Annotated in this window: 21 protein-coding genes; 12 read left to right on the forward strand and 9 right to left on the reverse strand. The window is 39.8% G+C overall.

The features are described from left to right. Positions 1 to 51 precede the first annotated feature (51 nt). Entirely contained in the window at positions 52 to 816 is a 765-nt protein-coding gene (locus tag EHQ58_RS14640) for an enoyl-CoA hydratase/isomerase family protein (RefSeq protein WP_135624631.1), read from the forward strand. Here EHQ58_RS14640 and EHQ58_RS14645 read toward each other — a convergent pair. From EHQ58_RS14645 to EHQ58_RS14660, 4 genes are read right to left on the reverse strand one after another with little or no spacing between them, the layout of a single operon-like run. Next, complete coding sequence (locus EHQ58_RS14645; RefSeq protein WP_135624632.1) at positions 806 to 1,252, reverse strand: MarR family winged helix-turn-helix transcriptional regulator; 447 nt, start codon at positions 1,250 to 1,252, stop codon at positions 806 to 808. The two genes, EHQ58_RS14640 and EHQ58_RS14645, sit on opposite strands and share 11 nt — an antisense overlap. A gap of 1 nt (position 1,253) precedes the next feature. Beyond that, a complete protein-coding gene (locus EHQ58_RS14650) occupies positions 1,254 to 2,558 on the reverse strand; it encodes an aminopeptidase P N-terminal domain-containing protein (RefSeq protein WP_135624633.1) in 1,305 nt (434 codons plus the stop codon). Then, positions 2,555 to 3,616: a lipopolysaccharide heptosyltransferase II gene (waaF, locus tag EHQ58_RS14655; RefSeq protein ID WP_135624634.1), complete on the reverse strand. Its 1,062-nt coding sequence runs from the start codon at positions 3,614 to 3,616 to the stop codon at positions 2,555 to 2,557. Before waaF ends, EHQ58_RS14650 begins: the two co-directional genes overlap by 4 nt. Then, positions 3,613 to 4,716 (reverse strand): thiolase family protein, encoded by a 1,104-nt coding sequence (locus tag EHQ58_RS14660; protein ID WP_135624635.1) that lies wholly within the window; start codon positions 4,714 to 4,716, stop codon positions 3,613 to 3,615. Before EHQ58_RS14660 ends, waaF begins: the two co-directional genes overlap by 4 nt. A gap of 80 nt (positions 4,717 to 4,796) precedes the next feature. Between EHQ58_RS14660 and bfr the strand changes: the two genes are divergently transcribed. The 4 genes from bfr to EHQ58_RS14680 all read left to right on the forward strand — a co-directional run bounded on the left by bfr (position 4,797) and on the right by EHQ58_RS14680 (position 7,913). Then, a complete protein-coding gene (gene bfr, locus EHQ58_RS14665) occupies positions 4,797 to 5,273 on the forward strand; it encodes a bacterioferritin (protein ID WP_135624636.1) in 477 nt (158 codons plus the stop codon). Positions 5,274 to 5,461: 188 nt separating this feature from the next. Next, positions 5,462 to 6,403 (forward strand): THUMP domain-containing class I SAM-dependent RNA methyltransferase, encoded by a 942-nt coding sequence (locus tag EHQ58_RS14670; RefSeq protein ID WP_425460490.1) that lies wholly within the window; start codon positions 5,462 to 5,464, stop codon positions 6,401 to 6,403. A 10-nt stretch (positions 6,404 to 6,413) separates the two neighbouring features. Next, positions 6,414 to 7,568: an acetylglutamate kinase gene (locus EHQ58_RS14675; RefSeq protein WP_135624638.1), complete on the forward strand. Its 1,155-nt coding sequence runs from the start codon at positions 6,414 to 6,416 to the stop codon at positions 7,566 to 7,568. Continuing rightward, positions 7,569 to 7,913: a DCC1-like thiol-disulfide oxidoreductase family protein gene (locus EHQ58_RS14680; protein ID WP_135624639.1), complete on the forward strand. Its 345-nt coding sequence runs from the start codon at positions 7,569 to 7,571 to the stop codon at positions 7,911 to 7,913. Here the strand turns inward: EHQ58_RS14680 and EHQ58_RS14685 are convergent. From EHQ58_RS14685 to EHQ58_RS14695, 3 genes are read right to left on the reverse strand one after another with little or no spacing between them, the layout of a single operon-like run. Beyond that, positions 7,910 to 8,584 (reverse strand): iron-containing redox enzyme family protein, encoded by a 675-nt coding sequence (locus EHQ58_RS14685; protein ID WP_135624640.1) that lies wholly within the window; start codon positions 8,582 to 8,584, stop codon positions 7,910 to 7,912. The genes EHQ58_RS14680 and EHQ58_RS14685 overlap by 4 nt on opposite strands. Continuing rightward, positions 8,577 to 9,581, reverse strand: coding sequence for a D-alanine--D-alanine ligase family protein (locus tag EHQ58_RS14690; RefSeq protein ID WP_167883642.1), 1,005 nt, complete (start codon positions 9,579 to 9,581; stop codon positions 8,577 to 8,579). The genes EHQ58_RS14685 and EHQ58_RS14690 overlap by 8 nt, the downstream gene beginning before the upstream one ends. Further along, positions 9,578 to 10,774, reverse strand: a complete 1,197-nt coding sequence (locus EHQ58_RS14695; protein ID WP_135624642.1) for a KamA family radical SAM protein — start codon at positions 10,772 to 10,774, stop codon at positions 9,578 to 9,580. The genes EHQ58_RS14690 and EHQ58_RS14695 overlap by 4 nt, the downstream gene beginning before the upstream one ends. Positions 10,775 to 10,856: 82 nt before the next feature. Here EHQ58_RS14695 and EHQ58_RS14700 point away from each other — a divergent pair, with 82 nt between their 5' ends. The 3 genes from EHQ58_RS14700 to EHQ58_RS14710 are packed head-to-tail and all read left to right on the forward strand — an operon-like array spanning position 10,857 to position 13,627. Beyond that, positions 10,857 to 11,501, forward strand: a complete 645-nt coding sequence (locus tag EHQ58_RS14700; protein WP_210412834.1) for an HAD family hydrolase — start codon at positions 10,857 to 10,859, stop codon at positions 11,499 to 11,501. Positions 11,502 to 11,536: 35 nt separating this feature from the next. After that, the gene (locus tag EHQ58_RS14705) at positions 11,537 to 12,358 is read left to right on the forward strand and encodes a GerMN domain-containing protein (RefSeq protein ID WP_135624643.1); all 822 of its coding nucleotides are present in this window, start codon (positions 11,537 to 11,539) and stop codon (positions 12,356 to 12,358) included. Between the two features lie 60 nt (positions 12,359 to 12,418). Next, the gene (locus EHQ58_RS14710) at positions 12,419 to 13,627 is read left to right on the forward strand and encodes a GGDEF domain-containing protein (RefSeq protein ID WP_135624644.1); all 1,209 of its coding nucleotides are present in this window, start codon (positions 12,419 to 12,421) and stop codon (positions 13,625 to 13,627) included. Positions 13,628 to 13,633: 6 nt separating this feature from the next. On the opposite strand, the gene mqnC is transcribed toward EHQ58_RS14710, so the two are convergent. After that, positions 13,634 to 14,734, reverse strand: a complete 1,101-nt coding sequence (gene mqnC, locus EHQ58_RS14715; protein WP_135624645.1) for a cyclic dehypoxanthinyl futalosine synthase — start codon at positions 14,732 to 14,734, stop codon at positions 13,634 to 13,636. 122 nt (positions 14,735 to 14,856) lie between these two features. Here mqnC and EHQ58_RS14720 point away from each other — a divergent pair, with 122 nt between their 5' ends. Genes EHQ58_RS14720 through EHQ58_RS14735 form a run of 4 tightly spaced genes read left to right on the forward strand, consistent with a single transcriptional unit; the run spans position 14,857 to position 20,686 of the window. Further along, on the forward strand, positions 14,857 to 16,959 hold the full coding sequence (locus EHQ58_RS14720) for a heterodisulfide reductase-related iron-sulfur binding cluster (RefSeq protein WP_135624646.1): 2,103 nt from the start codon (positions 14,857 to 14,859) through the stop codon (positions 16,957 to 16,959). 22 nt (positions 16,960 to 16,981) lie between these two features. After that, the gene (locus EHQ58_RS14725; RefSeq protein WP_135624647.1) at positions 16,982 to 17,794 is read left to right on the forward strand and encodes a FecR family protein; all 813 of its coding nucleotides are present in this window, start codon (positions 16,982 to 16,984) and stop codon (positions 17,792 to 17,794) included. After that, the gene (locus tag EHQ58_RS14730; RefSeq protein WP_135624648.1) at positions 17,791 to 18,756 is read left to right on the forward strand and encodes an LBF_2017 N-terminal domain-containing protein; all 966 of its coding nucleotides are present in this window, start codon (positions 17,791 to 17,793) and stop codon (positions 18,754 to 18,756) included. The genes EHQ58_RS14725 and EHQ58_RS14730 overlap by 4 nt, the downstream gene beginning before the upstream one ends. Then, the gene (locus EHQ58_RS14735; RefSeq protein WP_135624649.1) at positions 18,749 to 20,686 is read left to right on the forward strand and encodes a PP2C family protein-serine/threonine phosphatase; all 1,938 of its coding nucleotides are present in this window, start codon (positions 18,749 to 18,751) and stop codon (positions 20,684 to 20,686) included. Before EHQ58_RS14730 ends, EHQ58_RS14735 begins: the two co-directional genes overlap by 8 nt. Here the strand turns inward: EHQ58_RS14735 and EHQ58_RS14740 are convergent. Then, on the reverse strand, positions 20,683 to 22,272 hold the full coding sequence (locus tag EHQ58_RS14740; protein WP_135624650.1) for a peptide chain release factor 3: 1,590 nt from the start codon (positions 22,270 to 22,272) through the stop codon (positions 20,683 to 20,685). The two genes, EHQ58_RS14735 and EHQ58_RS14740, sit on opposite strands and share 4 nt — an antisense overlap. Positions 22,273 to 22,294 lie beyond the last annotated feature (22 nt).

Consider the following 22,294-nt stretch of genomic DNA (forward strand, 5'->3'; position numbering starts at 1 on the left):
TATGCCTTTAAAATATTAGTTAGATATCTAATTATTTTCTTTGAGGTCAATATGATTCATTATAAAAACGAAAATGGGTTCCAATCTATCTCTCTTGATATTAATGAGAACAATAGCTTTGATCTAGAAGCTTTTAAATTACTAGATGCCACTCTTGAAAAGGCAGCATCAGAAAAATCAAAAGTTTTGATACTACGTAGTGAGCGAGAAAAGGTTTACTCAACTGGCCTGAATTTAGCTCAGCTGAGTAATAACCCGACAGATGCCATTTTACAAGATTTTATGAAATATTTTTATGGAATCTTAGACAAAATCTATAGTTATCCGACACCTGTCATTGCCGAAGTATCTGGACATGCGATGGGTTATGGTGCTATGCTTGCCCTTGCCTGTGATTTCCGATTCGGGCTAGAAGGTATGAGAATCGGTTTGCCAGAGGTGAAGATCGGAATAGGTGTACCAAGCTTTATCATACTTATGTTATCCGATATCATCGGTAAAAAACAAGCCTCTGATCATGTTTTATGGGGAAATGCATTCAAAACAACGGAAGCTCTTGACCTCGGATTGTTTCATGAACTATTTAACGATTCGGGAAAACTTCGTGAGTCTGTAGATAAGTATGCAAATAAACTTTCCAAAAACTCGATTCAGGCAATGATTGCGACAAAATCAAATCTTAGAGAGTTAACAAGTTTTAGAAAAGAATTGATCAAAAAAGACATTGCAGCTACTCTAGCTAGCCTTCAATCTGAAGATGCAAAAGAGGGTATTGCCTCCGCTGTTGCAGGACGTAGACCTGAATTTAAGTTTTAATGCGGGTGTGGTGATAGATTTTTTCTAATATTTGAAATAACAGCTCTGATTCTTCTGCTTCCACTCCCCAAAGTTTCAGAGAAAACACCTTAGAACTGATTTTAAGTGCGACCTTTCGAAATGATTTGCCTTTTTTTGTCAGGCTAATCATAAATTCTCGTTTATCTTCCAAAGAACTTTCTTTTTGTATTAAATTTAAAGTTTCGAGCTTATTTACTAAAATGGTTACCGTAGGTTTTTTTCGATGGATTGCTTCCGCGATCCTTGTCATGTTTACGGGCACTTTTTTGCGGATTAAATATGTTAATATCTCAAAATGAGTCGCAGACAAACTCTCGAAGCCAGACTTTGTGAGCTCGGTCTCAATGACTTCAACGAGAAATTCAGACAGGCGACCGAAATACTTAAGGGAATTGAATCTTTTTCTGTTCGACAAATTATTGTTTTAAGGCCTCAATCTCGGAAATTTCTTTCGGTATACTCGCCGTTAGATTGATAGGATTTTTCCCTGATATGACGATGTCATCTTCGATTCGAATACCAATTCCACGAAATTCTTTTGGAATATCCCCATCTTCTGGATCAAAATATAAACCTGGTTCGACGGTCATTACTTGCCCATTTTGAAGTTTTCTACTTTTTCCATCTATATAATATTTTCCTACATCATGGACATCCATACCCAAATAATGACCAGTCCTGTGCATATAGAATTTTTTATAGCTTCCAGTTTCTATGATGGATTCAAGACTTCCCGAAAGAAACCCCATATCTCTCAAGCAATCGGAAAGAAAATGTACAGTCTTCGTATGGATTTCGTTAAATGGTGTCCCTTCCTTTGAATATTGTATGGCATTTTTGCCAGATGCGAGCACGACCTCATAAATCATTTTCTGAGCTTCGGTAAATTTTTTTCCGGCAGGAAATACTCGGGTCACATCTGCGGTATAATAGTTATACTCTGCTCCAGAATCGACTAGTACCAAATCGCTTTCTTTTAGTTTTGTTGTATTCGATACGTAATGCAAAATACATGCGTTTTTTCCAGTAGCAACAATATGCCCATACCCTCCGCCCCAAGCTCCATTCTCCAGGTAGATTTTTTCTAAGATCGCTTCCAATTCATATTCATACATTCCTGGTTTCGATTCCTTCATGATTTGAATATGTCCTTTTGCCGTGATCCGACTTGCCTCCATTAAATGGTCTATTTCTTCCTTCGTTTTCCTTAGTCTGAGTTCATGCAAAAATTGAGGCTCCTTGATCATGGAAGGTCCAAATTTGCCTTCACGGACTTTTAGTGAGACTTCCCTTGCTGTTCGCAGGATATCAAGATCTCTTCTATCATCATAACCAAAAAAATAATAAAGTGTTGTAAAACCTAAGAATAGATTGTGCTTCTCGGTATCCCAATCCGAAATATCAAATGTCTTAGTGAGCTTAAGCAGGGATTTTATTTTATCTTTGCCAAGGCGCGTTCCCGTCCATATTTCTTTTTCTTTATCCTTTGGCAGACAAAACATTCCCGCTTCCTGCTTCGATATAAATAAAATACCATCTGCCTCGACAATCCCAGTAAGGTAATAGAAATCGGAATCCTGCCTAAACTTGAATTCTACGTCCCGATTTCTAATTTTATGATTTGCGGCAAATACCAAAAGCAAGTCAGAATCACTGAGTTCCTTTTGTACATTTTTGATGCGTTTTTGAAATAGAGAGTGATCGATTTCCTTCACAGTCATCTTATAATTTCCTCTAGAGAATTGAATATTTTTAAAGGGTCTTGGTCTAACATGCATTTAAAATGAGATTTGGGACAAGAATTACCGCCATGGATGCCGCAAGGTCTACAGTTTAAATCCTTAACTTCTACGATTCTCTGCTGAGAGGATAAAGTAGAATAGCCAAAGGCTGGTATGGTGGCACCATAAACCATCACAGTCGGAATATCAAAAGCAGATGCAAAATGTATCGGACTTGAATCATTGGAGATGATAGCCTTGGCATTTCTAATCCAAACGGAAAGCTCGCCAAGACTCGTTCTTCCGATTAAGGAAACAAGCCTTGACCGCTCTTTTACCTTGAGGGGTTCAATCTTGAGAAGCTGGAGGATTCGTTCTTGTATTCTCTCATCTGCCTTAGAGCCAATGAGAATGACAGTTTCTTTTCGCTTCCTCAAAATCAAACTGAGAATAGAGACAAACTTTTCTTCTGGCAGTCTTTTGGTTTCCCAAAGAGAGGAAGGTGCGATCAAAATATAACCAGAGTCACCAATCTTTAAGGTTTGGGCTGCTTTTTCAAAGGATTCTAAGTCTTTTTGATTCAAAAATAGAAAAGGCCGCCTGTCCCTGTCAGCGGGATAATCTTCCTTTGATTCGTAAATGAGGCTAAATAATTTCTCAACTTCATGAGGACCTAGTCTTGGTCGATTCACTGTTTTTGTATGTAAAAAAGAAAACCCAGACTCGGCGTAGCCAACTCTTGTCTTGGCTCCCGTAAAAAAACTGAGTAAAGTTGAGCGAAACGAAAAGTGTGCCGCATATACAATATTATATTTTTCGGCTCTTAATTTCTTAACAAATGCGATAAATCCTAGAATACTTTTTTTAATACGTTTTTTATCCATGGGAATCACAAGGTCAATGTCAGAATTCCCATCTAATATCTGTTCTGTCCCACTATTACATACTAAATGAATGATGGATTCGGGATGTTTTTTTCTAACTGCATGAAAAAACGCAGTAGAAAGAATCAAATCTCCAAGATAAGCAGTTTGAAGTATCAGAATTCTTTCTCTCATGATTCTCTCTCGAATATCGAAACAAAGTTATTCGTTGCCAGCCCACCAATGCTGTGAGTTAAAGCAAATACCTGATTTTTTTTCCTTGGAAAAAATCTGCAGATTTCGACGATTTGGGCAAGGCCTGACGCACCCACGGGGTGGCCTCTTGATTTTAGACCACCAGAAACATTGATAGGTAAATCGCCTTCTGGGTGAGTCACACCGCTAATCACTCGTCGCAATGCTTCGCCTCTCGGAAATAAATTCCCATCCTCAGCACCAATGAGTTCGAAAGGAGTGAACGCATCATGCAATTCGGCAAAATGAATGTCACTCGCCTGAAGGTGCGCTTCCGCATAGGCTCGGGAAAACGCAGTAATGCTCGCCGGAAAACTCGGATCTCCACTCGCAGAAAAACTTCCGGTTCCATGACCCAGACCTCGCACACTGATTTCACTCTTATCTGTGGATAAGATCAAACTAGCCGAGCCATCAGAAAGCGGAGAGATATCATACAACCCTAACGGGGATGAAATTTTAACCTGATTCGTATAATCTTCTAAGCTTAAATTTTTTTTAATTTGAGATATGGGATTTTTTAATCCATTGTCATGGAGTTTTTTTGACAGGAAAAATAAATCAGAATCCGCATATCCATACAAGTCCAAATAGCGACGAGTGAGCATAGCACCACCTTGCGCCATGGACATACCAAGGGCACGTTGTGCGTCGGAAAGAACAGAACCTAACAAGAGATTGTTTTCTTCTCGGTTTAATTGAGACATGATCTCAGTCGCAATCACTAACCCGTGTTTGAATCTTCCACTCTGAATGAGCCTTACACCTAATTGGAATGCGGAAGCACCTGCGGATGAGGCAGTTTCGGATCTTACGACAAAGGCATCTTTTAACCCCAGATTTTCTGCGATTTTCGCAGGTAAATGGAATTCCTTTGTGTAAACTTCTGGGCAAAAGCTAGCAAAAACTAAAAATTCTATTTTCTCAGGTCCAAAGGACATGACTGACTCTCGCGCAGTATTTGAAGATAATTGCAAAGATGTACCGGAGAATTTTCCAAACGGACTCAGTGATGGTCCATGTATGAAAACTTTAGTCATACGATTATAGTTTAAGCTTGCTCCGAAAGCGAAAGCATTTTATCATTCCTAATGAACGTAGAATTGAGCAGGTAACCATCATGAAAGGTAAAAAAGAAGTCTTAGATATCCTCGCCGAAGTACTCTCCGCTGAATTAACGGCCATCAATCAGTATTTCATTCATGCAAAGTTATGTAAAAATTGGGGGTATTTGACACTTGCCGAATATCTGAGAAAAGAATCCATAGATGAGATGAAACATGCGGATGAACTCATCGAGCGCATCCTGTTCTTTGACGGAATTCCTGACTTGCAAAAGTATATGAAGATCAATGTTGGTAAAAACGTTTCTGAAATTTTCGCAAATGACCTTCAATTGGAATTCAGTGCCGTGGAAAGATTAAATCGTGGCATAGACATTTGCGTGGGCATGAAAGACAACGGAACAAGGGAGTTGCTTGAGAAAATACTCGTAGCCGAGGAAGAACATATAGATTGGATTGAAACACAATTGAATCTTGTAGCTGAGTTAGGTGTCCAAAATTACCTTTCTCAAAAAATAGGAGACGAGGCATAAAACCTTCACAAACCATCTATCATGCCGTTTGCGGGGAAGGACTTTCTCCGCTCGTCGAAACGGAAATTAAGGCAAACCATTTAAGTGTCATTAGCTCTAACCGTGGCGGTGTTTTTTTTACGGGTAAAAAACAAAACGTAATAGATTTTGCCTTACGCACTCGTTTTAGTTCACGAGTCACGCTCCAAATCCTCCAAGAAAAAGCTGAAAATTATGATGAGTTATATGCCAATGCTAAATCAATTCCTTGGGAAAAATGGATCGAACCACACCAAACTTTTCGTATCGATGCACAAACAAAAGACTCTCTTAAAAATTCTCAATTTGCCGTTCACAAACTTAAAGACTCTATATTAGATAGCTTGCGCGAGCGAAAAGTAAAGTTACCCGGCATTGAGAAAAAAGTTTCCGATATAACCGTTGTATTGCGTTCATTTTTAGACAAATTCAGCATTGAGCTCTCGTTTACTGGGGAGTCTATCGCTAGGAGAGGCTACCGGTTAGAAGCAGGACTTGCTCCCGTTAGAGAACCTATTGCACAGGCAATGCTCGCCGTTTCCGATTGGAAGATTGGGGACACGCTTGTTGATCCGATGTGCGGATCGGGAACGATTCTCATCGAAGCAGCTCTTGTATCAAAATTAAATGGGGAGATCAATCGTTACATTCTAGATGAATCGCCGATTTTTCATAAATTATTTCCTGATTATGAATTCTCAAAAGCAGTCTCGCCTCCTCCTGAAAAGAAAACACTTTTTGGTTTCGATATTGATCCTGAGGCGATTCGCATTGCCAAGGAAAATGCATATGAGGCTGGAGTTGAAGATTGGATTCATTTTGAGTCAGGAGACGTTTTAAATTTAAAAAATACCTTTGGAGAAGCTGGTCATCTCGTGACAAATCCGCCTTATGGAGAGCGTATTGGAAAACCAATCGAAAACTTACGTGAAATGTATTTTCAAATGGGCAGAGTTTTTAAGAATGAATTTCCTGGCTGGAAGCTGACTGTGTTATGTGGAGAATTTGCTCTTCTAGGCAAACTCGGCATGAAGGAGCATTCTCATTTACCTCTTAAGCATGCAAATTTAAAAGCAAAGATTGTAAATTATCAGATTCGTTCTGCGACTTAGCAAGAAGGCAATGAACTCCAAAGATATCCTATCGAAAGTTTTTGAAATCACTAGAGATCCTAGGGATGGATTGCACTTCCTTGAGGAATTTAAATCACTATCTCCAGAAAGTTTCGCAGTCTTATACGCAGATGTGAATACAATTCTCGAAAGTTCTGAAGCTTTATTCTCCGATATTAAGTTGCTTTCGAAATTAGAATTATTTCCAGTTCTTGTCTTAGAAGAAGAATCCATCCAATATTTAAGCCTTTTTTTCCCTGCAAATGTGCAATCTTCCGCAACGGGAATCGGATTCCCTTACACAGTTATAACGTATTACACAAACCTTCTGATCGATGTGAAGGAGAGCATTGCGCACAAAAAAGTTCCGATCTTAATTTGGAATCAGGGAAGCATAGAATTTGATGCATTCCTATACGACATCATTGAGGCCCTTCACTCAAACAAATTCATACAACTACATCATGACGGTCCCATCTATGATGAAGATACGGGAAAAGTCATCTCACATCTTGCAACAGGAGAAAAGTTAAAGAATTTTAAATCCAATGTTGCTTTAGCAGATTCTGATAGGGACATACATTTTCTAACACTTGCGGAGTCCCTTGTTCAAAAAAGAAATGATCCTAAATTTTCAGCCGTCTTAACTTCACCTTACACACTTCTCCGAGAGCTGTTCACAATCAAGGGAAGTGGCACTCTAATACGAAAAGAAAACCAAATCCAAAAGTTCACTACGTCTGAATCCATAGACCAAACTAGACTTTTTTCTCTGATTGAAACAAGCTTTCGAAAAAAACTGAAACCCGAATTCAAAGTTTCCAAATTTGATGTTTTATTTCTAGAAGCCGAGTATCAGGCATGTGCCTGGCTAAACAAATCAGAGTTTGGTTATCTCTTATCTAAGTTTGCTGTTAATGAGACTGCTCGCGGTGCCGGTGTTGGACGAGATATTTGGGATTTAATTTCAAAAGAATGCCTTCCTCTTTTTTGGAGGTCCAAACCAGACAATAATATCAATAAGTGGTATATGAAAGTCGCGCAAGGGATTGAGAAAGACGAGCTATGGTATTATTACTGGCTGGCTATGCCTCAAGAAAAAATTCCAAGTGTCATCCAATACTTGCGCTCACAACCCGAAGATCTTTTCCCAAACGAGAAATGAATGAAAGCAGTCTTTCTCTACGATGGAAATTGTAGCTTCTGTTCAGATTTAGCAAATTATTGGAAACAGGAAACTGATTTAGATAAGATCGAGTTCAAATCCTTTCGAGACCTTACTGAGGAAGAGCTACATGCTGTTCACCCTTCTCTGACCACTCCAATGTGTGAAAGTGATGTTCAATTGGTTTTCGAAAACACAAGGTTCCCAGGCTTTTTTGCTGTTAGACGAATGATGTTTTGGTCTAAAAAGTATATGTTTGTTGCCGTGTTACTCTACCTGCCTTTGATCCCTTTTGTTGGGATGCTTACTATGTATTTACTAAAGAAAATGCGTTCCCGTCTTTAAGAAGACTTAACTGGAGAAATTCGATTCAAACCGACATAAAATTTTGCACGCGCATCAAGTGCCAATTGGTTTCCTATGCTTACTTCTTGTTTTTCCCCATCGTTTTTTGCTGTTAGTTCTATCAGATCAAACATTCTCTTGCTATGTCCTTCGTCCGCATTCAAATTCACATTAAAAAATTTACCCTCGGGCAATTGTCGGCTTTCTTTTAATTCCTGATAGCTATCTGCTATTTTCGAATATTCCAATTTCAATAAATACTCATTGGCTGGCCCCAGTGCTCCAAGACCATAAAAAAAACCTCTTTCGATGATATTTTCCATATCAGAAAGATACTCCTTAGTCTCTTCCAGGATTTGATTTTCTTTTAAATTGAAGCCTAACTTTTCAAGAAAATCTTCGAGAATGCTAACGTGTGTTTCAGCAACATTCCCTTCTCCCAATTCTTCCCAAATGTTTTCAACTAAAATAATCTTCGCGAGCTGATCATTCGTTTTGGCCGCCACAAGTAAAAACCAATTCACAAATCCAACTGATACATAATATTCCTGGGAAAGCCATAACAACAAATCCTCGAACTCCAATTGTTTAGATTTTTCCTGAATCCATGGATTCGTTAAGACCGAATGATTTTGGACCTCGGTTTGTAGGGATTGGATGAACTCATTCATACAAAGGTATTCCTTTTCCATAATGTTGTTCGGATGAGTTTTCGAATCTTTCCTGAGCCGAGATTAAAATGAGTTTCAACATCTCTTCGTAACTCCTTCCTGAATTTTCCCAGCACATGGGAAGAGTTGAGTAAACTTTTGATAGACCTGGTGTTAGATTCAATTCAAGAAAATAAATTTCTTCTCCCTGCCATCTAAAATCAAAACGTGCAGGACCTATGATTTTCAAATGGTTGGCAATTTTCAAACTAACCTGTTTTAAGTGTTCAGCTATCCCGTCTGGAAGGTCAAAATTTAAGATTTCAGGCATTCCCGATTTCGATTTAATCTGTTCTGAATAGGTAGTTCCTGAATAGGAAATTCGAGCCGGATCTGTTAGCTGGTAGTGATCAGAATGACCCAATAATCCAATGGTAATATCTTCACCAGGAATAAATTCTTCTAAAAGTAGAGTATCATATTTGCCAAAGAGTTTATCTGAGACTCTCTCAAAATCGAAATTTGAATGTAGTATGCTCTCTTCGTTAATTCCTAAGCTAGATCCCTCCCCATTTGGTTTGATAAACAGTGGAAATTTAAGCCCGTTTATGGTTCTTGAAGTATTTGTCAGTCGCCTCGATTTAGGAGTTAGAATATCTAAATCCTTGCAGATTAGCTTGAGTAAATGTTTGTCCAGACATACAGCCTGTGCATAGGTATCTGAACCCGTATAACTGACTCCAAGGTATTCACATAGACTAGGGATATAACCTTCGCGATTTCTTGACTGATACCCTTCCACGAGATTGAAAACGATCAGATCTTCTCTTGGCTTTCCTTTCAAATATTCCAAAATGAATTCTGCGACCTGTTTTGGTCTCTCCAATAAAAAAACGGAATGACCGAGACGGATCAGTGATTCCTGCAATAAGAGTATCGACTTTTCAGATTCCCATTCTTGCGTATATCCCTCGGGACCATGCTCATAGATATCAGCCGCGAGGAGAATCGTTTTCAATCCATGCCTCCCATATCCTCTTGGAATTCCTTGTAAACAAATTCTTCCGATCCTTCTGGTTCGAAGGAATAGTGAATTTTGCCGGTAACGGCAGAAACAAACGCATGTTTGCGGGTACTCTTCTCGTATCCTAAATACCAGTCTGGGGAAAGAGTGATTTTTCCACCTCCGCCTGGCAAGTCGTTTACAAATTGTGGGATTCCCATTCCTGCAATCTTGCCTCTCATATACCTGATGATTTCAATCCCTTTGCCAAGAGGAGTTCGAAAGCCTCTTGAACCTGGAATCAGTTCTGGATCGTATAAGTAATATGCACGAACGCGCATCTCTAGCAATTTTTTATGTAAGACAAGCATAGTCTCGGGATCATCATTGATCCCTTTGAGAAGAACGGCTTGGTTTCCGACAGAAACTCCCGCCTTTAAAAGCGCAAGGATGGCATGCTTTGCATCGGGTGTGCATTCTTTGGGATGATTGAATTGGGTATTACAAAAGATCGAAAGTCTATCCGTATTGTGTTTCTCAATGATCTCGCATAAGGCTTGGTTGATGCGAAAGGGCAATGTAACTGGGTTGCGAGTTCCTAACCTACAAATTTTTACATGCGGTATGGATTCTAATTCTCCAAGTATCCAATCAATGCGAGTGTCGGAAAGGTTTAACGGATCTCCCCCGCTAATGACCACATCCTCAATAGATTCTGTTTTTCGAATATAATCTATTGCTACTTCTAGTTCCTCTTTTGACATCCGTTCACTTGATGCCGATACCTTTCTACCGCGCATACAATGTCTACAATAGACGCTACACGAATGATTTGAGAATAATAATACTCGATTCGGATACATATGAGTTAAACCCCTAACGGGAGATAACCTTTCCTCGTGCAGTGGGTCGGGAGATTCCTCTGGTGAAAGTACGGTTTCACTGGAATTGGGAACAATCATCCTTCTTATGGGACAGTCTGGATCAAAGGGATCGGATAAACTTAAATAATAAGGAGTTGATGAGACATTCAAGCGTATTGTATCTCTGATCCCAATTTTCTCAGAATCAGTGAGAAGAAAATATTTTGACAAATCTTCACCCTTGACTCGGTTCTGAAGGTGTGACGTTGCATCCGTCCATTTCGTCCGTTCAAACAATTCTTTTCGATTCGTGATGATTTCTTCGTGAGAAGAAAAGGATAACATAACAGTGAATTCCTTACTTGCCTTTTCATTGCCAAATTCTTTCATGGCGGTAATGCTTGAAAATCTTCCTGGTGAAATTAGGATGGTAGCCTTCGATGTGGACGGCACCCTATTTTCCTCTGAATCCATAATCTTCAAGACCTATGTCCAGGCAATCGAAGAGTTTGCTCATAAGACAGGAAAACTGACAAAATTACCATCCCATGATCAAATCATGATGGAAATCGGAAAACCAGTTCGCGAGATTTTTGCCAACTTACTCCCCGATCTGCCTGAAACGGAAAGAGAAGGCATTTCCAGCCGTGTGCTCGATCTTTTATGCGATTCGATCCGCAATGGCGGTGGTGACTTTTATGCAGGTGTCGGCTCCACCATTCACTACCTCAAAGAAAAGGGATACACCATTACTTGTGCCTCTAATGGCAGGCGAGCGTACGTGGAAACAGTTCTGGATACGGCAGGAGTTTTGTCCTATTTCGAACCCATTTTGGTCATCAACCAAGAAAATATCTGTACGAAAGGCGATATCATTACGGAATACATTAAAAAATACAATTTCTCCCCAGATACCATTGTCCTTGTAGGTGATAGGTATAGTGATTGGGAGGCGGCAAGGAAAAATGGATGTCGGTTTGGCTTCTGTTCTTACGGCCATGCCACAAGTGGCGAGATTCCTGATTTTGAATGGGAATTCAAAGATCTCCAAGCTCTAAAAGATTTTTTTTAGAACCCCTTTCGTAAAAATTTACCGATTCTTTAATTGTGGCACCTCCTCCGTTGCAAACAAACGATAGAACGAAGTCGCTCAGCTATGTACTGGCGGGACTATTTTTTGTACTCGTTCTCATCGAAAAGTCACTTGGATTTTCGGGGCAAGGCATGGTTAAAAATTGGTCCAAGGACAGTTTTAAAAACATTGGTAACAGCGGTCAAAAAAGAATGCCAGTGGCGTCTTCTGATCCCTTCGGAAATGGAGAATGGGAAGATGACTTAGCTTGGGAAGAAGAAGCCCTTGAGAATACCGTAGCAATCAGCGAAAAACCCGCACAAACCAAACCTTTGCTAGATGATGGTTTTAGCATTCCCGAGGTGACTTTACCTGAGGATCGTTTCCCTTTCCATGGAAAATCCTTAAAAGAGGATGCCGGTTACCTCTCTGTTTATTTTTTAAAATTCTATGGACAAGGTAAAAATAGTCAGTCCCAACTAGTCAAAGTTACACGGCAGTTCAACGGCGGTGACCCCATTCCCTTTATTCTATCTCAGCTGCAGAATGGACCAAATCCTGAAGAGAAATCGAAAGGTGTCCTGAATTCACTTCCAAAGAAACTCAGATTTGACACAAATTATAAAATGGAAGAAGGTATTTTACATATTTCTTTTTCTAGAGATTTAGAAATAGGTGGAAGTCCTGAAATTTTGAAAGACCGCCTTGACCAAATCTGTTACAGCTTCATTGGAAATTTTGGAATCAAGGGCGTAGTCCTCTATATTGGGAATACTCGGCTTCGTAGCCTTGGTGGAGACGGCATGACGCTTCCAGATGTACTTGTACGTAATCCAAGGAAAGTCATTTTATTTTGAAATCATCATATTACTTGCAAGAATCCTCTCTCTCTATTACATTAGTAGGAGGAAGAGACTATGCGACGTTATAATTTTAGAAGATTCTATTTTATCATACGTAAACTTTTCCTACGTACATACCACCCTACGTTTATCGCGACCAATTTCTCCGATATCCGCTCTTCGGTTATGATTTTTGGTGTGCTCAGTGCTTTCACATCCATGGTCTCACTTTTTTTTGTGGATTCTCTCGTGCGGACGAAAGAAGCAAGCTTTTGGATCGCGTTCTTTAGGATTTCCGCCTTACTCATCTGTTTTACTGCTTACATCTCTGCCAAAAAAAGATTTAGATTTTTTGAAAGACATATCTTTTCATTCACTGGTTTTTTTGTTACTTCTTTGATTTTAATCTACATTCCTATGATGGTTTATGATAAGCCAAATCACTCTTATTATCTTTATGGATCTGCAATTGTGATCGCAAGTTCGGCGATTATTTTATGGATTGAACCAGTTCGTATTTTTTTACTTTCCTTACTTTATGTGTTTATCTTCATTCCACTCCATTTAAATTTTTCTGAAAATTTGGGATTTGATCGGTTCGTTTTTTACCAAGATATATTGATTGTCACCTTTCTTTTGGGTATGGGTTTTACTGCAAATCTCCTCATCAACTTTTGGCGATTTGAAGAATACCGATCCAAGATTCGCCTTCGCATTACGGTTGGAAAACTCCTAAGGATCAATCAAAAAATTCACGATTTATCTCGCATTGATTCCATGACCGATCTCTTCAACAGGCGCCACCTACTCGAACAATTTGACTTGTATAAGAAGAGATCAAAGCGGGAAGATTTTTATATCGGGCTTGTCATCTTAGATTTGGATCATTTAAAAGCAATCAACGACAAATTTGGTCATAAGCAAGGGGACTTGGCGATTCAAGCGTTTGGTAAAACCTTAAAATCTCGCGTTCGATCTACTGACATTGCAGCAAGAATTGGTGGAGACGAGTTTTGTATTTTAGCCTCCCCTGTCGATAGCATCGGACTTGAAACCTTAACAGAGAGTATTCGAGAGAAAATTGAAATCCTTCGGATCCCTGTTTACAACCAACCAGGCGAAACCATTCAGATTACGGTATCAATAGGAGCCACCATGTTTGGTTCCAATGAAGATCCTACTTTTGATGAGCTATATCATAAAATTGATACGGCTCTATATGCTTCAAAAAATGCAGGTCGAAATCGTATCACGATCCTCCCACCTACAAACAGTATCGCCTAGCGAGAACTAGGTAAGGACTGGCATCTCCACATTTTCGTAGAGTAAATTTCGTCGCACTGGTGTAAATCCACCCTCTTTTAGAAACTTTTGAGCCTCTTTTTCAGACTTGAGTCCAAAAGAACGAAGGACATTTTCTTCGATTACCACAGACGATATATCATCTGCTCCACTCAAGAGGGCTAATTGGCCGACACCTTTTCCAAGCACCATAACGGAAGTTTCCATATGAGCGATGTTATCAAAAAAGATACGGCAGATTCCCAAAACTTTCAGGTATTCATGTGTTGGAACCGAACGAATTTTAAATCTTTTTGTCTGTGGCTGAAAGGTCCACGGGATAAAAGACAAAAAACCACCGGTTCGATCTTGAAGGTCTCGGATGACTTGCAAATGTTCGATTACCTCTTCCTGAGTTTCTTCCGATCCGAATACGACATTGGCAGATCCGGGAAGACCCACTTCATGGCAGGTTTCCATGGCACGCACCCATTCAGTCACACTGGCCTTTTTGGGAGAGATGATCTCCCGCATTCTTTCGGTTAAGATTTCTGCTCCTGCTCCTGGCACGGAATCAAGTCCGATGGATTTTAACTCAATGAGAACGTCTCTCAATGGACGCTTGGTTATGGTTTCTAAATTGATGATTTCAACGGGGGAAAAGGCACGGATGTGCATGGAGGGAAATCTCTTTTTGATTCCCGAAATGATTTCAGTATAATAAGAAAAAGGAAGTTCTGGGTAGACACCCCCCTGCAAAAACAACTGGTCGGCGCCCATCTCCATAGCAAAGTCCATTTTCTCTAAAATTTCATCCAAGGACAAAACATAGCCCTTACCATTGCCAATTTCATCCATAAAGGAGCAAAAACTACATTCTACATTGCAATAGTTTGTATAGTTCACGACACGAAACATGGTGTAGCTCGCTTCTGAGAGAGGTCTCACTTTTTCACGGAGATACCTGGCGACCATTTGGATTTTTAAGAAATCGGCTTCCTTGTAGAGAAGGATTGCCTCTTCCTTTGAGATTCTTTTGCCTTCGATGGCCTTGAGAAGAATGGCGTCTGCTGGGATTTCTGGTAAAAATTGAAAATGGGAGGGGATCATTTGGCTACCTATGTTTGACTTGAGAAATCACTCTCTTATCATTTTAAAAAATGAATTTTCCTGGACATTCATTTTTCTAAGAAAAACCTAGGAAATACCAACACCTTAAGGGCAAAATATAAATGGATATCGGAAGAATTCTCTTTCACCTACTATTCACAGCATTCTTTATCGCGGCAAACGTAGTTTTCGCTCGAGCGATCATTTACCGTCTTCGGTTGATCTTCCAAGGAAGACCGGCATTCTTCAATGAAGATGCTAAGAAAAATTTAAACCTTCCATTTCGCTTGAAGAGTTTTTTTGAAAACGTCATCCTGCAAAAGAAGAACTTCCGTGAACCACTTCGCGGTATCATGCACGCCTTTATTTTTTATGGCTTCTTAGTCTATACCATTCACACAACAAGCCAAATGATTGCTGGTGTATTTGGTTATGCGATGGAAGACCCTTATCGTTTTATGCTACCCGATTTTCTTTTTGGAGAAAGCGCAAATCACGTTTATGAGCAAATCGTAAATTATGTTTCTCTACTTGTGTTAACGGGTCTTAGTTTCTTTGCTTGGAGACGATGGATCCAAAAAGCGAAAGGTCTAGATGTTCACTCACCTGCTTCAGCCATTGTCATAAGTATGATTGCTACTCTGATGGTTACTACTCTACTGGGTAATGGTGCGAAAACCGTTGCTGCAACTTATTTTACAGAGCCTGGTCTGATTGATGGGATGATCGGAAGAGTATGGGAAATGGTTGGCGTATCAAATTCTAGTGCCGATCTCGTTTTTCAAATCATGTGGTGGGGTCATATCGCTACCGTATTCTCTTTCATGCTTTATGTTCCTACATCAAAACATGCTCACTTAATTTTTGCTCCTATCAATTATTTTTTTGCCACTGATACTCCTAAAGGTCAACTTTCAAAATTAAATCTGGAAGATGAAAATGCAGTATGGGGATCTAACAGAGTAGAAGATTTCCCATGGCCAAACCTTTTAGATGGAATGTCTTGTATCGAATGCGGGAGATGCCAAGTAGAATGTCCTGCCAATCGCACAGGAAAGATGCTTAATCCGAAAGCAATCATTGTTGAACTAAAACACCAGTTACTTGAGAAAATGCCACTTATTGATGCCGCACGTGCAGGCAAAACAAGAGAGGAAGCAGCGGAGGCAGTTGCTGCTCTAGATACAGGAGTGATCAATTCTCATGAAGGTTTGAGTGAAGAATCCATTTGGGGTTGTACAACTTGTTTTGCCTGCGTGGAAGCTTGTCCCGTTGGAAATAACCAAGTAAATGCCATTATAGAAATGCGAAGGCACTTAGTTCTTGCCGAATCAAAAATGAGTCCTGAACTTCAAAAAGCGTTCACAAATATGGAAAACAATTCGAACCCTTGGGGTGTAGGCGCGCATACAAGAGCAGACTGGGCACAGGGATTGGATGTTAAGGTTCTTGGTGAAACAGAAGATAAAAACATAGATATTCTCTATTGGGTTGGATGTGCAGGAGCTTTTGATGAGAGAAATAAGAAAATCTCACAAGACTTCGTTAAGATTATGAAAAAGGCAAACGTCAATTTCGGTATCTTAGGAACAGAAGAAGGATGTTCCGGCGACTCAGCACGACGCGGTGGAAATGAGTATCTTTACCAAACCCTTGCACAACAAAACGTAGACACAATGAACGGTTATGGAGTTAAAAAGATTGTAACGGCATGTCCTCATTGTTACAATACAATCAAAAACGAATACCCACAGTTTGGCGGTAATTTTGATGTGGTCCACCACTCGGAATTTATCAACCAGCTCTCAAACGAAGGCAAAATTGACGTGAAAGTCGCTGATGACGCAGCCCAAGGAAAATTCACATACCACGATTCTTGTTATATCGGACGTTATAACAATAACTACGAAAACCCGAGAGACGTTGTGAAAAAGGTTTCTGGTGGTAAATTGGAAGAAGCAGTGGATCACCATTCAAAAGGTCTCTGTTGTGGTGCAGGTGGTGCGCAATATTGGATGGAAGAACATGTAGATGAGTCCAATCCAGAAAGCATGCGCGTCAATAGCAAGCGAACAGGTCAGCTACTAGATACAGGGGCAAGCACTATTGCAACTGCATGTCCGTTCTGTATCACCATGATTACAGATGGTGTCAAAGCAGCAGAAAAAATAGATTCTGTGAAAGTGAAAGACATCGCGGAGTTAGTTGCCGAGAACTTAAAGTAAATCAGTCAATCAGGTGAGAAAGATGATTCGGAAAGCAAATTTTTCGTTTTCACTTTTTCACCTGTTTTTTGTTATTCCCCTCCTAACACTTACTTCCATTCAGGCTGACGAAAGTCTCCCAGGACCTGGAAAAGATGGTATCACCATTACGGTGGAAAAAGGGCAAACTCTATCCGTCATTTCGAAAACCTATCTAGATGATCCCCGAAAATGGAAAGAGCTATTAAAATCAAATAAGATAGACAATCCTAATTTGATCCTACCTGGCATGAAATTATGGATTCCTGCAAGTCTAGGAAAACGTCCCATTGCCGAGATCGCAAGATCCAGAGGCCAATCCTTTGTCTTTCTCCACTCTAAAAAAGAAACGAGCTGGTCGAATGCTTCTGCTGGCGTGGGTTTATTCCTTCGCGATGAGGCAAAAACAGAGGCGGACTCTTTACTCGAGCTGCATCTTGTCTCTGGATCTCAACTCGAACTGGCACCTAGCAGTCATGTACTGATTGAACGTGTAAAATCAGATACCGAACCCGATACTTTCTTTTTACGTCGCGGACGAATGAAAGCTATCGTTTCGAAGAGTAATGGAACGACACTTAAGAAAATGTTTATTTTAAGAACACCTGCTGCCATTGCCGATGTGAAAGGTACTGAATTTCTAACCGAAGTCGATGAGAAAGAAAACACAAGTTTAGCTTGTTATGAAGGTAATGTAGCTGTATCTGCACAGAATGTTACCGTAGAAGTCAAAGCAGGTTATGCAACCTTTGTAGAGAAAGGCAAAGCACCGACCACACCTTTTCTCATACCAAACGCACCGAAGATAGAACCATGAGTTTCAAAAAATCTATCTACTGCCTGATTCTAATCACCGGCTTTCTCTCGAGTTTTGCACAACAGAATTCTGCGCTCGAAACAGAATCTGATGAATTCAAAATGACTTTGCTTTTAGAAAAGGATAATCCAGCGATCAAAGAATTCGAAATCGAGTTTTGGAAAGAAATAGAAACAGATACGTCCAAAGAATTACCGGTCCAAAAACTCTTAAAACCCGGTCGCAACGTAATCACAGCTCCGATGGATTCAAAGTACTTTCGAGTTAGAGCCGTTGCACTTCTAAACATTAGAGGGTATTGGACAGATTTCAATCCAATCAAACGATTTCCCCTTCAAAAAAATCCGAACCTTGCGGTAGTTTTAGACGTCCCAAAAATAAAGAACACCTCAGACGTATTCTTAAAGGTAAAAAATCAAATCGGTCATGAAGATACCTTTCTTGTTTCCCCTGAGTTTATGATCCGAGAGAATTCGCAAAAAACCGTTCGCTATTTTTACAGACTGAATGATGCAGATTGGCGCCATCTCGCAGAACAAACGATTCAAATCAAGGATGAGGGTTCTTTTAAATTAGAATATTACGGTGTCGATTTACTGGGTAATAAAGAGCCGATCCAACAAATTTCTTTTTCTGTTGACCGCACTCCACCTGAAACTCATCTACAATTTGAAGGAAATACCTTTTCCAATGAACGTTTCTTTTTTCTAGCTCCAGACGTATCCATCCGACTATTCAGTATAGATAGTCTATCTGGTTTAGAAAAAACATATTTTCGATTTGGATGTCAACTTCCACTTCAGACGGTATGGAATGTTTACGAAGAAGCCATCAAAATCAAAAAACTCCAGGAATCAAAATGCAAACAAATTCTTTATCTTGAATACTATTCCAGAGATCGAGTAGGAAACACGGAATCTGTTAATCTAAAGGAAATCGCGCTTCCGATAAGAAATGATTAATAAGGAGTTAAAGAATCGTTCTTTATCAAATTTCCGATCCTATTTCGAAATTTTTAAAACATTTTCCTTTTTAAAACTCTTCCTTTCCCTTCTTTTCCTAATTATATTTCCCTTCGCCATTTTCATCACGCATTTTTTATATCGCGATTATAATAACACGCTGGACTGGAATTACCGATTTCAATTAACGCGAGTTCAGCTGATGTCAATCGATATCGAAAATCATATAAGAGATCATCTCCTAACGCAAGCAAAGGAAAAAACTCACTTCTGGAATGGCAACTTAGAATCTTTGAAGGAAAATAATATCTTCAATGTTTGTTTAAAAAATGAAAACGATATCGAATTTTTCAAAAGGCAAAAAACATTTTTCTTTCCATGTTCCTTTGAGAATGCGCCAAAAAACTGGATCTTATTATATGATAACGGAATGGTATGGATTTACTCGGCTGATTTTCTTGAAGACCATCTTTTGGATTCACCTTTTAGTGAACCTAGTGAGTCAATTTTTTTAGTAAATCAGGATTCAAAATTTGGAATTTCAAGCCAAATTGAAAATAATTTTCGTATCCCCGCCGAATGGATCTCTGTTTTAGGAACTCATACCGAACAGGAACAATCCCTTCCTAAAATTCGAGACATACAGCTGGAAGGCAAAGGATTTTTTCTCTCAAGTTTCCCGATGTATGGCTTACCTTTCCATTTAATCGTAATCAGCCCGAAGGAAATTTTACTCGAACCTGTCAGGATCAACCTGGTCAGAAACTTATTATTTCTTTCTCTATTATTTGTAGTAACTTTAATCCTTTCTGCCTGGATATCTGGAAGGGAAATGGAAGACAAACGTAAATTAAATATCATATTCCGTGAATTTCCACATGCCGCCTTGTTATACGATTCCGATGGTGAAGTTCTTCTCAGCAATCCGAACTTAGAATCGAAAATTTCTATCTCTACTCTGGCCACCAGTGGACAAAATGTCCTACAAAAAATAAATGCCGAAGCAAAATCATTTTTAAAACAGGTTTCTCAAAATTCTAACGTTTTTGCGAATACACGAATTGAGGAATGGGAGGCAATTACAATGGATGGAGATCTCATCTATTTAGAGATTGCCTTACATCTTTGGTTTTTAGAAAACAATCAGACTACCCCTAGAGGGACGCTGATTCTCATACAAGATATCACGAGTAAAAAACTAGAATTTCAAACGGAGATGGTTTATGCAAAACAGTTGCAGAAGAAATATTTACCATCCGAAAAAATCAGCATCCCTGGTTTGCATTTTGAGAATATTTATATGCCATTACTGCAGGTGGGTGGTGACTATTACGACTTCCTAAATTTGGGAAATAATAAATATATCTTCGTCTTAGGTGATATTGTGGGTCATGGTGTGCAAGCTGCCATGATGATGACTGTCGTTCGTGTCCTATTCCATCAGATTGTAAAAGAAACAACCGTTCCTGGAGAAATTTTATTAAAAATGAATGAAGGTGTTAGAACAAACCTTCCAGATTCGTATTCTTTCGTCCCTTTCCAATTTCTACTCTTTGATTTCAACATTTCTAAAATTTTTTATGGTAATGCAGGCCATCCCGGAGTCGTCCATATAACAGAAAATGACGTAGTCGATATCCCAGAGAGATTAAATCCAATGCTCGGCATTTTACCTACTTTTAGTCCCAAAATTAAAGAAATAAAGCTTTCCAAGGGAGATAGATTTTTTCTATTTACGGATGGTTTATCAGACGTTCGAAATAATAGAAATGAGCAACTAGGCAATGATGAACTGGTAACATTTTTTATATCCTCAAAAACGAATCCTATCATACAAATCAAGGAAACCCTAATCGAAATGGTGAAAAACCATTCCCAAGGTGCATCCTACCCTGATGATATCACATGGATCGGCATTGAGATAATTTAGTCATTGATTGGCGGAGCAGTCAGGAGTTTAAGATCTTCATTATTTTTCTGAAAATAATTCATGTCCCACTCTGTATCAAACAAAAGGGAAACATTTCCAAACATATCCTCGACTAAATTCGCATTGCTTGGAACTTTCGGAATATCTTCTGGGGAGATCCATCGGGAAACGCTATAAGGAAGTATATGCAAATTTGTTTCCGCACTGTATTCATCCTTCAACCTTCTTTGAAAAACCTCAAACTGCAATTTTCCCATAGCGCCTATTATGGGAACACCTCCGCCTATCGATCGAGAGGTGAACAAATGTAAAATTCCTTCTTCGGCGAGTTGATCCAGGCCTTTCTTAAAGGATTTTAACTGTAGGGTATCTTTACACGAAATTGTAGCAAATAGTTCTGGGGCAAAACTAGGTAGAGCTCTTAATAAGGGTGCGGCTCCATTTGATAGTATATCTCCAATTTTGAATGTACCTGGATTGACAAGCCCGATAATGTCACCCGGATAGGCAAGATCTACCGTATTTCGGTCTTGTCCAAAAAAGGCAAAAGATGAGGAAAGTTTTACTTGTTTGTCCAATCGGTTGTGGTTTACATTCAAACCTCGCTCGAAAACTCCTGAACAGACACGCAAGAAAGCGATCCTATCTCGGTGCGCCTTATTCATGTTTGCTTGGACTTTAAAAACAAAAGCACTGAATGGGGAATTCACAGGGTCCAAAAGATTCCCATCCCGAAGTGGAACATGATCAGGCGCAGGTGCCAATGCTAAAAATTTATTTAGAAACAATTCAATTCCGAAATTGTTTACTGCTGACCCGAAATAAACAGGTGTTTCACGACCGACAAGGAAGGATGTAACATCCACAGGGCCGATTCCGTTTTCAACCAGATCAATTTGTTCACGAAAGCTCGTGAGAATCTCTGCATCAAATTGGGCATCTAACTCGGGGTCGTTAGGTCCAGAGACTCGAAAGGCAGATTTCTGTTTGCCACCCGGAGTCCGATCAAAAAGAAAAAGTTGTTTTTCCCTGAGATCATACACTCCTTTAAAATCGAAACCAGTCCCTAGTGGCCAGACATCAGGAACCGCTTTAATCCCAAGAACTTTCTCGATTTCGTCAAGTAAGGCATAAAGGTCTTTGGTTGGTCGGTCCATCTTATTGATAAAAGTGATGATCGGAATGCCCCGATCCCGACATACGCGAAACAACTTCACGGTTTGCGGCTCGACACCCTTTCCTGCATCAAGAACCATCACCGCCGTGTCGGCCGCCATAAGCGTGCGATAGGTATCCTCAGAAAAGTCTTCGTGACCAGGCGTATCCAATAGGTTGAGGATAGCGTCTTTATATTCAAATTGTAGTGCAGCCGAGGTGATCGAAATCCCCCTTTCCTTTTCCATTGCCATCCAATCTGAGGTCGCAGATTTACCCTGCTTTCTCGCTTTGACAGCTCCCGCCAGTTGTATGGCGCCTCCATAAAGGAGTAATTTCTCGGTCAGGGTCGTTTTTCCCGCATCTGGGTGGGCGATGATGGCAAAGGTTCGCCGTCGTTTCACTTCTTTTTCTATCAAATCAGGGGACATAAAGGCATTTCCATCTTGGGTG

The sequence above is a fragment of the Leptospira ognonensis genome (assembly GCF_004770745.1).
Lineage (GTDB): Bacteria > Spirochaetota > Leptospiria > Leptospirales > Leptospiraceae > Leptospira_A > Leptospira_A ognonensis.

Coding starts and splice junctions, on each gene's coding strand:
- EHQ58_RS14695 (WP_135624642.1), bottom strand. CDS start 10,774: ATGTTATCCTTTTCTTCTCACGAAGAAATCATCACGAATCGAAAAGAA.
- EHQ58_RS14685 (WP_135624640.1), bottom strand. CDS start 8,584: ATGAATGAGTTCATCCAATCCCTACAAACCGAGGTCCAAAATCATTCG.
- EHQ58_RS14680 (WP_135624639.1), top strand. CDS start 7,569: ATGAAAGCAGTCTTTCTCTACGATGGAAATTGTAGCTTCTGTTCAGAT.
- EHQ58_RS14720 (WP_135624646.1), top strand. CDS start 14,857: ATGGATATCGGAAGAATTCTCTTTCACCTACTATTCACAGCATTCTTT.
- EHQ58_RS14700 (WP_210412834.1), top strand. CDS start 10,857: ATGGTAGCCTTCGATGTGGACGGCACCCTATTTTCCTCTGAATCCATA.
- EHQ58_RS14730 (WP_135624648.1), top strand. CDS start 17,791: ATGAGTTTCAAAAAATCTATCTACTGCCTGATTCTAATCACCGGCTTT.
- EHQ58_RS14735 (WP_135624649.1), top strand. CDS start 18,749: ATGATTAATAAGGAGTTAAAGAATCGTTCTTTATCAAATTTCCGATCC.
- bfr (WP_135624636.1), top strand. CDS start 4,797: ATGAAAGGTAAAAAAGAAGTCTTAGATATCCTCGCCGAAGTACTCTCC.
- EHQ58_RS14740 (WP_135624650.1), bottom strand. CDS start 22,272: ATGTCCCCTGATTTGATAGAAAAAGAAGTGAAACGACGGCGAACCTTT.
- EHQ58_RS14725 (WP_135624647.1), top strand. CDS start 16,982: ATGATTCGGAAAGCAAATTTTTCGTTTTCACTTTTTCACCTGTTTTTT.
- EHQ58_RS14650 (WP_135624633.1), bottom strand. CDS start 2,558: ATGACTGTGAAGGAAATCGATCACTCTCTATTTCAAAAACGCATCAAA.
- EHQ58_RS14675 (WP_135624638.1), top strand. CDS start 6,414: ATGAACTCCAAAGATATCCTATCGAAAGTTTTTGAAATCACTAGAGAT.
- EHQ58_RS14640 (WP_135624631.1), top strand. CDS start 52: ATGATTCATTATAAAAACGAAAATGGGTTCCAATCTATCTCTCTTGAT.
- EHQ58_RS14660 (WP_135624635.1), bottom strand. CDS start 4,716: ATGACTAAAGTTTTCATACATGGACCATCACTGAGTCCGTTTGGAAAA.
- EHQ58_RS14710 (WP_135624644.1), top strand. CDS start 12,419: ATGCGACGTTATAATTTTAGAAGATTCTATTTTATCATACGTAAACTT.
- mqnC (WP_135624645.1), bottom strand. CDS start 14,734: ATGATCCCCTCCCATTTTCAATTTTTACCAGAAATCCCAGCAGACGCC.
- waaF (WP_135624634.1), bottom strand. CDS start 3,616: ATGAGAGAAAGAATTCTGATACTTCAAACTGCTTATCTTGGAGATTTG.